A 14474-nucleotide genomic window follows, 5' to 3' on the forward strand; every position below is an offset into this window, starting at 1 on the left:
GCGGTGTCATGCGATCGACCACTGCCGGACCGTTACTCAGCGGCAGGAGGCAGCGCACATGAGCGATCCTGCTGCCCAGATGATGTCGCGCCGCTTTCGCGGCTTCCTGCCCGTGGTGATCGACATCGAAACCGGCGGCTTCAACGCCGAAACCGATGCCCTGCTGGAAATCGCCGCCGTGACCCTGACCATGGATGAGCAGGGGCAGATGCTGCCGCATGAGACCCATGCCTTTCATGTCCGGCCCTTCGAGGGAGCCAACATCGAGCCCTCGGCACTGGAGTTCACCGGTATCCGGCTCGACAGCGCCCTGCGCGAGCAGGCGGCGCTGGATGAGGCCAGTGCACTGGGCGAAATCTTCAAGCCGATCCGCAAGGCGGTCAAATCCACCCAGTGCAACCGGGCCATCCTGGTCGGCCACAATGCCGCCTTCGACCACGGTTTTCTCAATGCGGCCGTGCGACGCAACAGCATTCGCCGCAATCCCTTCCACCCCTTCTCGAGCTTCGATACCGCGACCCTGTCAGGTCTGGTCTACGGCCAGACGGTACTGGCACGCGCCTGTCGGGCGGCCGGCATCGAGTTTGACAATCAGGCGGCCCATTCGGCGCGTTACGATACCGAACGGACCGCTGACCTGTTCTGCGCCATCGTCAATCGCTTTCGTGACCTGGGCGGCTGGGATCTGGCGCTGCGTGAACAGGGGATGGATGAGTAGCACCGGCTGGCCGCTCGCCGCACACAAAAGCGCCCCGCCATATGGCGGGGCGCTTTTGCAGGTCATCCGGAAAACGAACGGGGGTACCCCGCTCAGGCACCGCCTTCCTCGGATTCCGATTCGGCGCTGGCGGCCGCGTTTTTCACCATCGGCTGCAGCTCACCGTTCTGATACATCTCGACGATGATGTCACAGCCACCGACCAGTTCACCGTTGAGCCACAGCTGCGGAAAGGTCGGCCAGTTGGCATGCTTGGGCAGTTCGGCGCGAATGTCCGGATTGTCCAGAATATTGACAAAGGCAAAACGCTCGCCGCAGCCCATCAGCGCCTGCACCGCCTGAGCGGAAAAACCGCACTGGGGCAGCTGGGGCGTGCCCTTCATGTAAAGCAGAATGGAGTTGTCCGCGATCTGCTGCTTGATGGTATCGATGGTCTCGCTCATGAATACGGTCCTCAAACGTCTGGCCCGGCTTCAGTGTAGCCGGGTACATGGGTTCGTCACATGGTGATGATTGTACGCCTCAGCGCAGCCGCTATACAGCCCCGGGCGTTGCGCCGCGCACGGGCGGCGGATACGATGATGGCTGTTATTTCTACCTGCTCTGTCAGTAGATGCCGCGCCTGCATCATGGCCCGGTCCGCAGACGGAGCAATATCCGGACACGACTACCGAGCGCCGCTGCTTTTCTTCAGCCGTGGCGCTCTTTTCATTGCCGGCCAGACGGTCGAATACGCCAATCATAATCCGACGTACGGGACAGGAGCAGGCCCATGGCGCCACGCCATTTTCTGACACTGCTGGATCTGAGCACCGAAGAGCTGGAATACCTGATGGCCCGGTCCATCACCATGAAGCAGCGCCTGAAGCTCAATGGGCCGGAGTACGCCCCGCTGGCGCGTCGCACCATGGCGATGATCTTCGAGAAGTCCTCCACCCGCACCCGGGTCTCGTTCGAAACCGGCATGGCCCAGCTGGGCGGCCACGCCCTGTTCCTGTCTCCGCGGGACACCCAGCTCGGCCGTGGCGAGCCGATCGGTGACACTGCCCGGGTACTCTCGGAGATGGTGGATCTGGTCATGATCCGCACCTTTGCTCACGAGGGGCTGGAAACCTTCGCCGCGGCCAGCAGCATCCCGGTCATCAATGCCCTGAGCGATGACTATCACCCCTGCCAGCTGCTGGCCGATATCCAGACCTGGACGGAGTGTCGCGGTCCGGTGGCCGGCAAGACCGCAGTCTGGGTCGGCGACGGCAACAACATGTGCAACTCCTGGATCAATGCAGCCCGGCGCTTCGGCTTCAACCTGCGCATCGCCTGCCCCGAGGGCTATGATCCCGATCCGGCCCTGCTGGAAGCCGCCGGGGAAAGCGTTGCGATCGTACGCGACCCGATGGCCGCCGCTGCCGGGGCCGATCTCATCACCACCGATGTCTGGGCCTCGATGGGTCAGGAGAGCGAACAGGCCGCTCGCGAAGCGGCCTTCCGCGGCTTCCGCGTGACCGAGGCCATGCTTGATGCCGCCAGCAGCGAGGTCATCTTCCTGCACTGTCTGCCGGCGCACCGGGGTGAAGAGATCAGCGAAACCCTGCTCGATGACCCGCGCGCCGTGGTCTGGCAGGAAGCGGGCAACCGCCTTCACGCACAGAAGGCGCTGATCGAATTCCTGCTGCTGGGCCGTATCGACGACTGACCCCCGTTGCCGCCGACACCCGGGCACCGGCGGCAACGGGCCGCAGCGCATCCGCGCCCCGCCTCCGGCAGCCGTCACTCAGGCCTCACTGCCAGGGTCTGCTGCCATCCTCGCCGGGCAACGACCCAGCCCCTGTCGGCTCAAGGTCGGCGCGCAGGGCCGCAAGACTGTCCCGGTCACCTCCCAACCCCTGACACAGCTGGCGCACCCGGTCTTCCGGAATGCCGGTATCCATGGCGAGTCGACGATATTCATAAACCTGCAGGGGCTCGATCTGACTGCCCAGCAGCCGATTGAGGTGATTCTCGAGACGGGTGGCCACGGCATTATCGTGGCTGATCTGACGCAGCTTTCGCTTGTCCCGGCCGCTGTAGTTCGGCCTCGGGACATGGACGGGATATCTGACCATGGGCCTCTCCTGTCAAGGCAGCCCCGTGTCTACCGCTGAAGCTATCAGAGCGTGCGGCTGAAAGCGATACCCCGCCCCCTTGCCACAATCGTCCGTGCGGGGCATGAGGGTCATGTCCGTCAGGCACACAAAAAAGCCGCCCGGCGCAGATGCGCCGGGCGGCTTTTTATTACAATCTGGTGGAGCCTAGCGGGATCGAACCGCTGACCTCAACACTGCCAGTGTTGCGCTCTCCCAGCTGAGCTAAGGCCCCGTTGACGGTTGCGAATATTACGCCGCCATTCCGGCACTGTCAATGCCATGACACACCCCTGATGCTGCAATGTCAGTCACGCGGGTCCGGATGGTCTGATAAAATGGCGGCATCAACAGTCATCCGATGCGGAGCACCGACACTGCCGTGAGCTTCGATGCACGTGAATTTCTCAAGACGGTTACCGAATCCCCGGGCGTCTATCGCATGTTCGACGAGAGCGGTAACGTGCTTTATGTCGGCAAGGCACGCCGGCTGCGTCAGCGGCTGTCGAGCTATTTCCGCAACAGTGGTCTCAATGCCAGGACCCAGGCCCTGGTGGGTCGCATTGCCGACATCCAGGTCACGGTCACACGCAGCGAAACCGAAGCACTGCTGCTCGAGCAGACGCTGATCAAGTCGCTCAGGCCGCCCTACAACATCCTGTTGCGGGACGACAAGTCCTACCCCTACGTCTTTCTCAGTGACCGCCATCCCTACCCGGCGCTGGAATTTCGCCGGTCGCGCCAGAAGCGCGAGGACGGCCGCTACTTCGGTCCCTTCACCAGTTCGGGTGCGGTGCGGGAGAGCCTGGCGCTGATGCAGAAGATCTTTCGCATCCGCAACTGCGAGGATACCGTCTTTGCCCATCGCACCCGGCCCTGCCTGCAGTATCAGATCAACCGCTGTTCGGCGCCCTGCGTCGACTATATCGGCCAGGAGGCCTATCGACGGGATCTCGAACATGCGGTGATGTGTCTGGAAGGCAAGAGCGATCAGGTCACCGAGCAGCTCAACCAGGAAATGGAAGAGGCCAGCCAGGCCCTCGATTTCGAGCAGGCTGCCTTTCTCCGCGATCGCATTCAGCAGCTCAGACGCCTGCAGACCAGTCAGTCAGTCGACACCCGGGGCGGCGACGCCGACGTCTTCGCCCTCGCCGAACGCCCCGGCGGGCTCTGCATCAGCCTGCTGTCGATCCGCCAGGGCCGGGTACTGGGCTCCCGCCATCACGCGCCCGATAATGAACTCGACCTGCCCGCCGCTGCCGTACTCGGCGAATTCGTCAGCCAGTACTATCTTGGTCAGGAGCGTGAAATTCCCGAGGAAATCCTGACCTCACACGCCCTCGACGATTCGGAACTGCTGCGGGCCGCACTCTCGGAGAAGGCCGGCCGCCGCATCCGTCTTGCCCATCAGGTACGCGGTCACCGCGCCCAGTGGCTGGAACTGGCCCGCACCAATGCCGAGCAGCAGCTGGCCACCCAGCTTGCCGGACGGCAGCAGTTGAGCAACCGCTTCAGTCAGCTGCGCGACGCACTCGGACTTGACGAGACACCCTCGCGACTGGAGTGTTTTGATATCAGTCACAGTCAGGGCGAGGCCACGGTCGCCTCCTGCGTGGTCTTTGATCAGGATGGTCCGGTCAAGTCCGACTATCGCCGCTTCAACATCGAGAACATTACCGCCGGCGACGACTATGCCGCCATGCAGCAGGCCCTGACGCGACGCTACCGGCGCATACGCAACGGCGAGGCCAAACGCCCCGATGTGCTGGTCATCGATGGCGGCAAGGGCCAGCTCAACATGGCACGCGAGGTATTCGAGGCCCAGGGCATACACGACATCATGCTGCTGGGAGTCGCCAAGGGCACCACCCGCAAACCGGGTCTGGAAACCCTCTACGTCGACACCATCGACCGCAGCCTGTCCCTGGAGGGCAGCTCTCCGGCACTGCACCTGATTCAGCACATCCGCGACGAGGCACACCGTTTCGCGATCACCGGACACCGCCAGCGACGTGACAAGCAGCGCCGCACCTCGACCCTGCAGGATATTGCCGGGGTCGGGCCCAAACGGCGCCGGGAACTGCTGCGCTTCTTCGGCGGCCTGCAGGGCGTTCGCAACGCCTCACGCGATGATCTGGCGCGTGTGCCCGGCATCAGCAGCCAGCTGGCCGGTCAGATTCATCAGGCCCTGCATGGCTGAGCCGCATACGCAACGTTAGAATCCTACAGTCACATCACCGGCCAGGACACGATACGCAACATGAGCATTCCCAACCTCCTCACCCTGATGCGGATCATCCTGATTCCCCTGCTGGTAGTGGCCTTCTATCTCCCCTGGTGGTGGAGCTTCCCGCTGGCCGCCCTGCTGTTCGGGCTGGCGGCGATTACCGACTGGTTTGATGGCTATCTGGCCCGTCTCTGGAACCAGAGCACCTCCTTTGGCGCCTTTCTCGACCCGGTGGCAGACAAGCTGATGGTGGCCATCGCCCTGGGGCTGCTGATCGAACGCTACGATGACGCGCTGATGACGCTGCCGGCGCTGGTCATCATCGGCCGGGAAATCGTCATTTCCGCACTGCGTGAATGGATGGCGGAGCTGGGCAAGCGGGCCAATGTGGCTGTCTCGAGGGTCGGCAAGTACAAGACGGCGATGCAGATGATCGCGATCCTGCTGCTGCTGTGCTTCACCCCCGGCAGCCTGCTCGCCTGGCTGGGCGTGGCGGTGCTCTACATTGCGGCCACCCTGACCCTGTGGTCGATGATCCAGTATCTGCGGGCTGCCTGGTCGGAACTGACCCGTTCGCTGTAGTCCCGCCCGGAGGCGCCCCGCCGGGGCGTTTTCGGTGACCGCGTTGACACATGAAGCGCGCCCGGTATAATGCGCATCCGTGTTCAGCGGGAATAGCTCAGTGGTAGAGCATCGCCTTGCCAAGGCGAGGGTCGCGAGTTCGAATCTCGTTTCCCGCTCCATCGAAAAAGGCTGGATGGCAGAGTGGTTATGCAGCGGACTGCAACTCCGCGAACGTCGGTTCGATTCCGGCTCCAGCCTCCATTTTCGCTTGCCTCATTACCCGCTTCGATTACTACCTTTCGGCAGCAGTTGACCGCACCATCGCCCGGATGGCGGAACAGGTAGACGCAAGGGACTTAAAATCCCTCGACCGCAAGGTCGTGCCGGTTCGATCCCGGCTCCGGGCACCATCGCTTGAGCGCACTTCGGCCGGCCTTGCCGCCCTCGTCTACCGTGCCGTCGGATTTCTGTGCCGAATCATACTTTCCCAGTCTTTCCACTGATGCCCATGGCCCGAATTCGGTTAATATGCGTAAAATGGGCGCCTCAACCCGGGATGGAAGCCGAATGCCGTGTCCGACTATCTGAACTTCCTGAGCGGCCACAGTGAATTGACCGAGTGGATGATCACCTTCTTCGGCAATGCCGCTCTGCTGGCCATCTGGAGCCTTACCACACTGGTGCTGACAATCGCGATGACGCTGGTACGCTCCACCAGACAGGAACGCCGGCTGAAACGCTGGGCACGGGCCAGCGCAATCAATGTGGCCATTTCCATTCTGGTGATCGTGGTCATCAACATCCTCTCGGAAGGCTATCTGCTGGAGTATGTCGAGGGCATGGCACGCTCACGGCGCGCTATTTTCGTGATGAGCTATGCCTCGCTCTTCACGCTGATCCTGATTCCCCTGCAGTGTCTGCTGCTGGTCCTGCTTTCGCGTCGCACTGCAAAAAGCCGGGAGCGACGTCGTCAGCGCCACCATTACAGCTAGTCCGACCCGGCCGCGAGGGTAGCGAACCGGTCAGGACCGGAGCATTGCCGGTCGCATACCCTTCGGACCCGGCCGCTGCACCGCCTTCTGCCAGATTTCGCTACGCTTCGGAGTTTGCCCTTCATGCAGAGTGATCAGCCAATCGCCGATCGTGCCCGGCGTTTTGCCGTGGCCCCCATGATGGACTGGACAACCCGTGATCAGCGCGCCTTTGCCCGCTGTCTGACGCGGCGCGCACTACTGTATACCGAAATGGTGACCACCGGGGCGATCCTGCACGGCTCGCCTCGCGAGCGTTTTCTCGGCTATCACGACAGCGAGCATCCGCTGGCGCTTCAGCTCGGTGGCAGCGAGCCGGATGAACTTGCCGAATGTGCCGCGATTGCCGAAGCCTGGGGATATGACGAGGTCAACCTCAATGTCGGTTGCCCCAGCGATCGGGTACAGAACAACCTGATCGGCGCCTGCCTGATGGGGCAGCCCGAGCTGGTAGCGCGCTGCGTGGCGGCCATGCAGGCAGCGGTCTCGATTCCCGTGACCGTCAAGTGCCGTATCGGCATTGACGATCAGGATGAGGATCGCGATCTGACACACTTTGTCGAAACCGTTGCCGCCGCCGGCTGCCGCACCTTTATCGTGCATGCTCGCAAGGCCTGGCTGCAGGGATTGTCGCCGAAGCAGAACCGGGATGTGCCACCGCTGAACCATCCACGCATCCACCACCTCAAGCAGATGTTTCCGCAATTGCATATCGGCAGCAATGGTGGCCTGAAGACGCTGGACGAATGCCGGGAGCAGCTGGCCCATGTCGACAGCGTCATGGTCGGTCGCGAGGCCTATCAGAATCCCTGGCTGCTCGCCGGCGTGGATCATGCCCTCTTTGGCGAAGCCGACGAGGGGCGCACCCGTCATGACGTCATGCGGGCCTTTCGCCCCTATCTCGAAGAGCGGCTGGCGGCCGGCGTACGGCTCAATCACATCACCCGTCATGTACTCGGACTCTACAGCGGCTGCCGCGGCGGGCGCGCCTTTCGTCGTCACCTCTCGGAAAACGCGCACCGCGATGGGGCCGGGATCGAAGTGGTCGACGATGCCCTGGCCCTGGTCGAAGCCCCTTCCTCCGCCCTGGCGTCATGACAGCCGGCCGGGCGCCTTGTTGATCCATGCATATAAACCATACTGGGTCACATGATGCTGATCGGCGGATCATGCCCCTTCGGGTACGGGGCGCTGATTCCAGCCGGCGGCCCGTTTCGGCCCCGGCATCGCGCGGGCCATTCGGTTGCCATTCCAACAGCCATGGAGGTTCAATATGCGCGATGACTTCCCCCAACCCATCGGTTTCGGTACGGCCCCGCTGGGCAACATGAATCGGGCAGTGCCCGAAGAGCAGGCGCAGGCCACCCTGCAGGCCACCTGGGACAACGGCATCCGGATGTTCGATACCGCGCCGCACTATGGTACCGGGCTGGCAGAAATCCGCCTGGGCGACTTTCTGAGCCAGCAGCCACGCGATGAGTATTTCCTGTGCACCAAGGTAGGTCGCCTGATTACCGACGAGCGCATCGAACTCGACCCCGGCGATCAGTTCGGTAACGGTCGTGCCCTGAAGAAATACTTCGATTACAGCGCAGACGGTACCCTGCGCTCGATCGAACAGAGTCTGGAGCGACTGAAGACCGATCAGCTGGATGTGGTCTGGATTCATGATGTCTCCGAGGACATGCACGGTCCTGCCTGGGAGGAGCGCTTCGACGAGGCGATGAACGGGGCGGCCCAGGCGCTCACCCGGCTGCGCGAGGAAGGCGTCATCCGCGGCTGGGGGCTGGGCGTCAATCTGGTGGAACCCTGTCTGCGGGCACTGGACCGGGCAGACCCCGATGCCTTTCTGCAGGCCGGTCGCTACAGCCTGCTTGATCACCATGAAGCGCTTGATCAGCTCTTCCCGCGTTGTGAAGAGCGCGACATCAAGGTCGTCATGGGAGGCACCTTCAATTCCGGCATTCTGGCCGGTGGCGAACTCTACGAATATGCTCCGGCACCGCAGGAGAAGATCGAACAGACCCGCCGTTTGCAAGCGGTCTGTGATCGCTTCGGGGTCGATCTCAAGGCTGCTGCGCTGCAGTTTTCCGGCGAACCCGAAGCGGTCCAGGCACAGATTCCGGGGGCAACACGTCCGGAGCGGATTGCCGAGAACCTGCGCCTGTTCAACATGCCGATTCCGGACGAGTTCTGGGTCGCCCTGAAGGAGGAGCAGCTGATTCCGGCCCATGCTCCCATCCCCAGGGCTGCCAGCCGCCTGGCCTGACCATCGGCGACCGCGAACGCTCGCTGGAGCGTTCGCTCAGCGGTGACTGCCGTGCTGCGAGGACGGCCACGACCCAACAGCCCTGGCGCCCCTTCCGGCAGGCAGTGCTGCAACCGCCTTGCCGGTCATGGCCTTGCGCCGGCGATAGAGCCAGCGGATATCACGGCTGAAGGACCCCAGCAGCAGCAGCAGGGCCAGCCCCAGCAGCACCTGGCTGACAGGGGGCGTCACCCAGGGCAGCAGACAGGTCATCAGTGTCATGACCTGCCAGACACAGATGGTCTTGCGCAGATGGCTGAGCGGCAGCGGGCGCGCCATCAATGGCAGATAATGCATGGCCAGCAGAAACAGATAGCGCAGCGCGCCGATCATGATGACCCAGGGCCCCGCCATCTCCTGAACCACCAGCAGCACGCACAGCATCAGGATAAGAAAGGCATCCAGTTCCATGTCGAAACGGGCCCCGAAGGCTGTTGCCAGCTTCAGATGGCGCGCCACCCAGCCGTCCAGCCCGTCCATCACCAGCGCTGCCATGACCAGCGCAGTGACAAGCAACGGATGGTGTGTCACCAGTTCCTCGAAGAGGAGCGACCCGGTTACCACCATGATCAGGCTGCCGCGCAACAGGGTCAGCCGATTGGCCCAGCCGAAACGACGATACTCGCGGGGCCAGTACCGCAGGATCAGCAGCATCATTGCCGTATAACCCAGCGAGGCGGTCAGCAGCAGCTCATGCGGCAGTTCCAGCCACAGCACCATGGCAGTGACGATGAGCGCCATGCCCCCCAGACCGGCAGCAGCTCCTGCCACAGCAGCCGGCGCCCTGCCGAGCGGCATTCGGCTGTGTTCCCGGGCATATGCATGGTGATTCCTCCTCGTTCGAAGAGTCACGACCGTAGCCATGACAGCCGGAAATAGCGCGCACCGTGTAGAGGCAACAGGGCTGCCTCGTGCAGCGGACTTGTCACTGTTGCCCAACTGTCATATACAATATCAGTATCACTCTTGTACAACATGATTGCCAATCGCAACGACCATACCATGACGTCATCTACCGCCACGGCATTCTGGATCACGGCAGCCGGTCAGGGAGAGCTGCAGCAGGAGACCCTCACCCCGCCGGGTCCGGATGAGGTTCGCATTGTCACCCTCTACAGTGGTATCAGTCGGGGCACTGAAACGCTGGTATTCAATGGTCGGGTGCCCGCAAGCGAACATCAGCGCATGAAGGCGCCCTTTCAGGCCGGTGAGTTTCCCTGGCCGGTCAAGTACGGTTATACCAGCGTGGGACGCGTCATCGAGGGCCCTGACACTCTGCGCGATCGCGACGTATTCTGTCTGTATCCGCATCAGGATGGCTATGTGGTACCGGCAGCGGCCGTGACACCGCTGCCCGAGGGACTGCCGGCCGAACGCGCGATCCTGGCATCCAACATGGAAACGGCCATCAATGGCGTCTGGGATGCCGGACCCCAGGCAGGCGAGCGGATCGCCGTGATCGGAGCCGGTGTGGTGGGGACGCTGATGGCAAGGCTCTGTCAGCAGATTCCCGGCGCCCGGGTTACCCTGGTGGATATCGATCCGCAACGGGCAGTGCTGGCCGAACAGCTCGATCTCGCTTTCGCCGTCCCGGATGAGCTCGCTCCGGATCAGGACCTGCTGATCCACGCCAGCGGCAGCGATGAAGGCCTGACCACGGCACTCCGGGCCGCCGGCATGGAAGCCCGCCTCATCGAAATGAGCTGGTATGGTCAAAAGCCGGTCACCCTGCCGCTCGGCGAGGCCTTTCATTCGCGTCGCCTGACACTGCGCGCCAGTCAGGTCGGCACGATACCGCCAGCCCAGGCCGCCCGCTGGGATTTCCGGCGCCGCCTGACACTGGCGCTGACGCTGCTGAGAGACGATCCTGCGCTGGAGACCCTGATTGATGGCGAATCACCCTTTACCCGACTGCCGGATACCATGAGGCAGCTTGCTGCCGCACCCGGTGCCCTTTGTCATCGCATTCGCTATTGATCGGATCGACATGATCCTCTGGCAAGCGGAGCCCTTATGTTCAGTCTGACCATCCGCGATCACATGATGATCGCTCACAGCTTTCACGGCGAGATCTTCGGCCCGGCACAGCGGCTGCATGGCGCCACCTACGTGGTGGATGTCACCTTCAAGCGTCCCGAGCTCGATCAGGATGACCTGATCGTCGACATCGCCCTCGCCGGTCAGGTACTCGGTGAAGTACTGGCGGAGTTCAACATGCGCAATCTCGACGAGATCGATGCCTTCCGGGGGCGCAACACCACCACCGAATTCATGGCCAGCGTGGTCTTCAAGCGGATGTCGCAGGCCATCGGGGACGGCCGACTGGGCGAAACCGGTCGCGGCCTGACGACCCTGAGTGTCACCCTCCACGAATCCCATCTCGCCTGGGCCAGCTATGAGGGGGCACTGTGAATCCCGACCACCCTGACCTGACCCTGATCGTGGCCGGCTCACTCGAGCAGCTGACCGGTGGCTATATCTATGATGCCCGGATCGTCGAAGGCCTGCGCGCCCGGGGCAGCCGGGTCGAGGTGATCGGGCTCGAGGGCCGCTTTCCGGAAACCGACGACACTGCTGCTTCAGCACTCGACCGGGCCCTGGCAGCGCAGGACCCCGCCACCCCGGTCGTGATCGATGGCCTGGCCATGGGTGCCCTCCCCGAGGTGGTCGAGCGTCATCGCCAGCGACTCACCCTGGTCGCATTACTGCATCACCCGCTGACGGACGAAAGCGGCCTCTCCCCCGAACAGCAGCAGGCCCTGCTGGAAAGCGAACGCCGGGCGCTGGCCGCCAGCCGCGGCGTGATCGTCACCAGTGACTTTACCGCCCGTCGGCTGACAGCACTCGACATGGCCGATATTCCGATCCGGGTGGTGCGTCCGGGCGTGGACCCCGCTCCGCTGACCCGTGGCAGCGTTCCGGGCGAACCGCTCAATCTGCTGTGCGTGGCTACCCTGATCCCGCGCAAGCGACATCTCTTGCTGGTCGAGGCGCTGGCAGAACTGAGCGACCGCTCCTGGCACTGCCATCTAGTCGGCGATACCGAGCGTGATGACGAATGCCATCAGCGGATACGCGATACCATCAGGACACACGGACTGTCGGATCGGATCACCCTGCACGGCGCCATGTCTCCCCGGCAGCTGGGCGCCTTCTGGGAAACCGCCGACCTGTTCGTGCTGCCCTCCTGCTATGAGGGCTACGGCATGGTCATTGATGAAGCGCTGGCGCGCGGTGTACCGATCGTCACAACGACCGGCGGCGCGCTTGCGGATACCCTGCCGGCCGAGGCTGGCCTGGCGGTACCTCCCGACGATCCGGCCGCCCTGACCGAAGCACTTGCCCGCGTTATCGATGACAGCGAGCAACGTCAGCGGCTGGCGGAAGGCGCTCGTCAGGCACGTGCCGGACTGCCGGACTGGCATGACACCGCCGATCAATTTCATGCCGCCCTTGAAACGCTGATCACTCCGGCCGGCCCCGCCGGTAGCTGATGCCCGTTGAATCCCGGGAGACTGCCATGGTGTTGCCCGCTGAATCCCGCCAATACCGCTGTTCCGAGACCGAAGCCCCTGCTGCAGGCAGCCCGGCAGCAGGCAGTGTCTTCGCCGAAACGTGGCTGGATCTGCGTGAACGTGCCGATCACGCGGCCCGCGCCGGCCTTCTGCATCCCCCCCTGAACGACTGGCTGCAGCAGCGCGCCGGGCAGTCACGCCAGCCCCTGCAACTGGTCGATCTGGGATGCGGTCACGGCAGTAACCTGCGCTATCTGGCGCCTCGCCTGACCGGTCCCCAACAGTGGCTGCTGGTGGATCATGATGCCGCACTGCTCGAACGTACCAGCCAACGCTGTGCCCGGCTCACCGACGACCGGGCACAGCCCATCCATGTTGCCCGGCGTCAGGCCGACCTGCAGCAACCGCTGGCGCTCGATTTCGAACATGCCGATCTGATCAGCGCCTCGGCGCTGCTGGATCTGGTGTCGCACCAATGGCTGGAACAACTGGCCGAGTGCTGTCATCGCCATGCCGCTGCGGCCCTGCTGACACTGAGCATCGACGGGGTGATCGAACTGTGCGACGCCAGCGGTCAGCGCTGCGAGGATGAGCGCGACCGGCAGCTGTTCGAGGCTCTGGCCCACCACCAGCAGCGCGACAAGGGGTTCGGGACGGCGCTGGGCAGCGATGCGCCGGCTGCGGCCCGGGCCATCTTCGAGGCCAGCGGACATCGGGTAACCACGGCCCGCAGCGACTGGCACCTTGCCGCCGCTCGCGACGACGATTGCACCCTGCTGCGTCAGCTCTTCAAGGGCTGGCAGCAGGCCCTGATGGAGCAGTTGCCCACCCAACAGGCTGTCATCACGGAGTGGTATCACCGCCATCTCCGGCAGCTCGATGCCGGCCGGCTCGGCGCCCGGATCGGCCATCTCGACCTGCTTGCCCTGCCCCCGGACGGTGCCAAATGAACCGTCCCGGCTCATTCCCGACCGGACTGCTGCTGCGCTGGCTGGTCAGCGTGGGCCTGGTACTCGGGCTGGTACTCTGGCTCGAGCCCACCCGCACACTGCCGCCCCTGAACCAGCTATCCGCCGGCTGGCTGATTCCGGCGCTGCTGCTGGTGATACCGCAGGTAGTGATTTCCGCCTGGCGCTGGCGGCTGACGGCGCGCTACCTGGGATTGTCGCTCTCCATGCCGCGCGCAGTCAGTGAATACTGGCTGGCCGGCTTTCTCAATCAACTGCTGCCCGGCGGGGTCGCCGGCGATGCCGCCCGTGCCTGGCGGCACGGCAAGCGGGGTGCCCTGCCTGCAGAAGCTGCCCACGAGATTTCGACACAGCGCGGTCGGGCACTGCGTGCGGTAATCATCGAGCGGGCCTCGGGACAGCTCGCCCTGCTGCTGGTCGCCGTGACCGCCATGGCCCTGTCCACTTCCCTGCAGCCCCTGCTGGCACGGATAATTAATGGCCTGCTGGCACTCGATGATCAGCCGCTGTCACTGCGCCTGGCACTGACCCTGGTCCTCCTGGGCCTGCCGGTCATCGCCGCCAGGCTGCTGCGGCGCTTTCCTCCGCACTGGCTGCGTCAGCTGCTGTGCGACATCCGCTCGAGCTGGGGCGCCCCGCAACTCTGGCTGGGACAGCTGAGCAGTTCACTGCTGGTCGTTGCGACCTATATCGGCGTGTTCTGCTGCACGGCCCGGGCACTGCAACTGCCGCTGCCCCTCGCCACACTGATTCCGCTGGCCGCGCTGGTGCTGATGGCGATGGCCATTCCGCTGTCAATCGCCGGATGGGGCATTCGCGAAGGCGCCGCCGCGCTGGTGTGGTCGCTGGCCGGCCTGCCGGCCGAACAGGGCATGACCCTTTCAATGACCTATGGCGTGGTCACGCTGCTGAGCGCCCTGCCGGGCGCTTTGGTGCTGCTGACCGGTTTTCGTGCGAAGGCTGCCACGACCAGCCCGCCGGCCGTGTCGCACACGCTGGCTCGGAGAGACTTCCATGGCTGAG

Annotated in this window: 15 protein-coding genes and 4 tRNA genes; 15 read left to right on the plus strand and 4 right to left on the minus strand. The window is 63.8% G+C overall.

From position 1 onward, the window contains the following. Positions 1-58 precede the first annotated feature (58 nt). A complete protein-coding gene (rnt, locus tag C7446_RS10455) occupies positions 59-718 on the plus strand; it encodes a ribonuclease T (protein WP_121173064.1) in 660 nt (219 codons plus the stop codon). A gap of 92 nt (positions 719-810) precedes the next feature. Here the strand turns inward: rnt and grxD are convergent, their stop codons facing one another. Beyond that, positions 811-1161, minus strand: coding sequence for a Grx4 family monothiol glutaredoxin (gene grxD, locus C7446_RS10460; protein ID WP_121173065.1), 351 nt, complete (start codon positions 1159-1161; stop codon positions 811-813). Positions 1162-1490: 329 nt separating this feature from the next. On the opposite strand from grxD, the gene argF reads away from it, so the two are divergent. Continuing rightward, positions 1491-2411, plus strand: a complete 921-nt coding sequence (argF, locus tag C7446_RS10465) for an ornithine carbamoyltransferase (protein WP_121173066.1) — start codon at positions 1491-1493, stop codon at positions 2409-2411. Positions 2412-2496: 85 nt separating this feature from the next. Here argF and C7446_RS10470 read toward each other — a convergent pair whose 3' ends face one another. Both C7446_RS10470 and C7446_RS10475 read right to left on the minus strand, forming a co-directional pair. After that, positions 2497-2820 (minus strand): hypothetical protein, encoded by a 324-nt coding sequence (locus C7446_RS10470; RefSeq protein WP_121173067.1) that lies wholly within the window; start codon positions 2818-2820, stop codon positions 2497-2499. A gap of 177 nt (positions 2821-2997) precedes the next feature. After that, positions 2998-3073: transfer RNA gene (locus C7446_RS10475), tRNA-Ala, on the minus strand. Positions 3074-3220: 147 nt separating this feature from the next. Here C7446_RS10475 and uvrC point away from each other — a divergent pair. From uvrC to C7446_RS10515, 8 genes are all read left to right on the plus strand, one after another. After that, the gene (uvrC, locus tag C7446_RS10480; protein ID WP_245977811.1) at positions 3221-5038 is read left to right on the plus strand and encodes an excinuclease ABC subunit UvrC; all 1818 of its coding nucleotides are present in this window, start codon (positions 3221-3223) and stop codon (positions 5036-5038) included. A gap of 60 nt (positions 5039-5098) precedes the next feature. Then, positions 5099-5647: a CDP-diacylglycerol--glycerol-3-phosphate 3-phosphatidyltransferase gene (pgsA, locus tag C7446_RS10485; protein WP_121173069.1), complete on the plus strand. Its 549-nt coding sequence runs from the start codon at positions 5099-5101 to the stop codon at positions 5645-5647. An 86-nt stretch (positions 5648-5733) separates the two neighbouring features. Continuing rightward, positions 5734-5808, plus strand: a tRNA-Gly gene (locus tag C7446_RS10490). An 8-nt stretch (positions 5809-5816) separates the two neighbouring features. Continuing rightward, positions 5817-5890: transfer RNA gene (locus tag C7446_RS10495), tRNA-Cys, on the plus strand. Between the two features lie 62 nt (positions 5891-5952). Further along, positions 5953-6039, plus strand: a tRNA-Leu gene (locus tag C7446_RS10500). A gap of 162 nt (positions 6040-6201) precedes the next feature. Continuing rightward, positions 6202-6621, plus strand: a complete 420-nt coding sequence (locus C7446_RS10505) for a hypothetical protein (protein ID WP_121173070.1) — start codon at positions 6202-6204, stop codon at positions 6619-6621. Between the two features lie 123 nt (positions 6622-6744). Then, a complete protein-coding gene (gene dusA, locus C7446_RS10510) occupies positions 6745-7758 on the plus strand; it encodes a tRNA dihydrouridine(20/20a) synthase DusA (RefSeq protein ID WP_121173071.1) in 1014 nt (337 codons plus the stop codon). A 175-nt stretch (positions 7759-7933) separates the two neighbouring features. Then, positions 7934-8929 (plus strand): aldo/keto reductase, encoded by a 996-nt coding sequence (locus C7446_RS10515; RefSeq protein ID WP_121173072.1) that lies wholly within the window; start codon positions 7934-7936, stop codon positions 8927-8929. A gap of 36 nt (positions 8930-8965) precedes the next feature. Here the strand turns inward: C7446_RS10515 and C7446_RS10520 are convergent, their stop codons facing one another. Then, positions 8966-9709: a CDP-alcohol phosphatidyltransferase family protein gene (locus tag C7446_RS10520; protein WP_170150058.1), complete on the minus strand. Its 744-nt coding sequence runs from the start codon at positions 9707-9709 to the stop codon at positions 8966-8968. A gap of 261 nt (positions 9710-9970) precedes the next feature. Between C7446_RS10520 and C7446_RS10525 the strand changes: the two genes are divergently transcribed. Genes C7446_RS10525 through C7446_RS10545 form a run of 5 tightly spaced genes read left to right on the plus strand, consistent with a single transcriptional unit; the run spans position 9971 to position 14473 of the window. Next, positions 9971-10945 (plus strand): zinc-dependent alcohol dehydrogenase, encoded by a 975-nt coding sequence (locus C7446_RS10525; RefSeq protein WP_121173311.1) that lies wholly within the window; start codon positions 9971-9973, stop codon positions 10943-10945. Between the two features lie 36 nt (positions 10946-10981). Next, on the plus strand, positions 10982-11380 hold the full coding sequence (locus tag C7446_RS10530) for a 6-pyruvoyl trahydropterin synthase family protein (RefSeq protein WP_121173074.1): 399 nt from the start codon (positions 10982-10984) through the stop codon (positions 11378-11380). Beyond that, the gene (locus C7446_RS10535; protein WP_245977814.1) at positions 11377-12462 is read left to right on the plus strand and encodes a glycosyltransferase family 4 protein; all 1086 of its coding nucleotides are present in this window, start codon (positions 11377-11379) and stop codon (positions 12460-12462) included. The genes C7446_RS10530 and C7446_RS10535 overlap by 4 nt, the downstream gene beginning before the upstream one ends. A gap of 26 nt (positions 12463-12488) precedes the next feature. Further along, positions 12489-13433, plus strand: coding sequence for a class I SAM-dependent methyltransferase (locus tag C7446_RS10540; protein WP_170150059.1), 945 nt, complete (start codon positions 12489-12491; stop codon positions 13431-13433). After that, positions 13430-14473 (plus strand): lysylphosphatidylglycerol synthase transmembrane domain-containing protein, encoded by a 1044-nt coding sequence (locus tag C7446_RS10545; RefSeq protein WP_121173076.1) that lies wholly within the window; start codon positions 13430-13432, stop codon positions 14471-14473. The genes C7446_RS10540 and C7446_RS10545 overlap by 4 nt, the downstream gene beginning before the upstream one ends. The last annotated feature ends 1 nt before the right edge of the window (position 14474 follow it).

Origin of the sequence: Kushneria sinocarnis, from assembly GCF_003633775.1 — a bacterium.
Taxonomy (GTDB): Bacteria; Pseudomonadota; Gammaproteobacteria; order Pseudomonadales; family Halomonadaceae; genus Kushneria; species Kushneria sinocarnis.

Bases quoted from the DNA above. Each gene is read 5' to 3' on its own strand.
- rnt (WP_121173064.1), top strand. From the start codon at position 59: ATGAGCGATCCTGCTGCCCAGATGATGTCGCGCCGCTTTCGCGGCTTC.
- grxD (WP_121173065.1), bottom strand. From the start codon at position 1,161: ATGAGCGAGACCATCGATACCATCAAGCAGCAGATCGCGGACAACTCC.
- argF (WP_121173066.1), top strand. From the start codon at position 1,491: ATGGCGCCACGCCATTTTCTGACACTGCTGGATCTGAGCACCGAAGAG.
- C7446_RS10470 (WP_121173067.1), bottom strand. From the start codon at position 2,820: ATGGTCAGATATCCCGTCCATGTCCCGAGGCCGAACTACAGCGGCCGG.
- pgsA (WP_121173069.1), top strand. From the start codon at position 5,099: ATGAGCATTCCCAACCTCCTCACCCTGATGCGGATCATCCTGATTCCC.
- dusA (WP_121173071.1), top strand. From the start codon at position 6,745: ATGCAGAGTGATCAGCCAATCGCCGATCGTGCCCGGCGTTTTGCCGTG.
- C7446_RS10515 (WP_121173072.1), top strand. From the start codon at position 7,934: ATGCGCGATGACTTCCCCCAACCCATCGGTTTCGGTACGGCCCCGCTG.
- C7446_RS10520 (WP_170150058.1), bottom strand. From the start codon at position 9,709: ATGGCGCTCATCGTCACTGCCATGGTGCTGTGGCTGGAACTGCCGCAT.
- C7446_RS10525 (WP_121173311.1), top strand. From the start codon at position 9,971: ATGACGTCATCTACCGCCACGGCATTCTGGATCACGGCAGCCGGTCAG.
- C7446_RS10530 (WP_121173074.1), top strand. From the start codon at position 10,982: ATGTTCAGTCTGACCATCCGCGATCACATGATGATCGCTCACAGCTTT.
- C7446_RS10540 (WP_170150059.1), top strand. From the start codon at position 12,489: ATGGTGTTGCCCGCTGAATCCCGCCAATACCGCTGTTCCGAGACCGAA.
- C7446_RS10545 (WP_121173076.1), top strand. From the start codon at position 13,430: ATGAACCGTCCCGGCTCATTCCCGACCGGACTGCTGCTGCGCTGGCTG.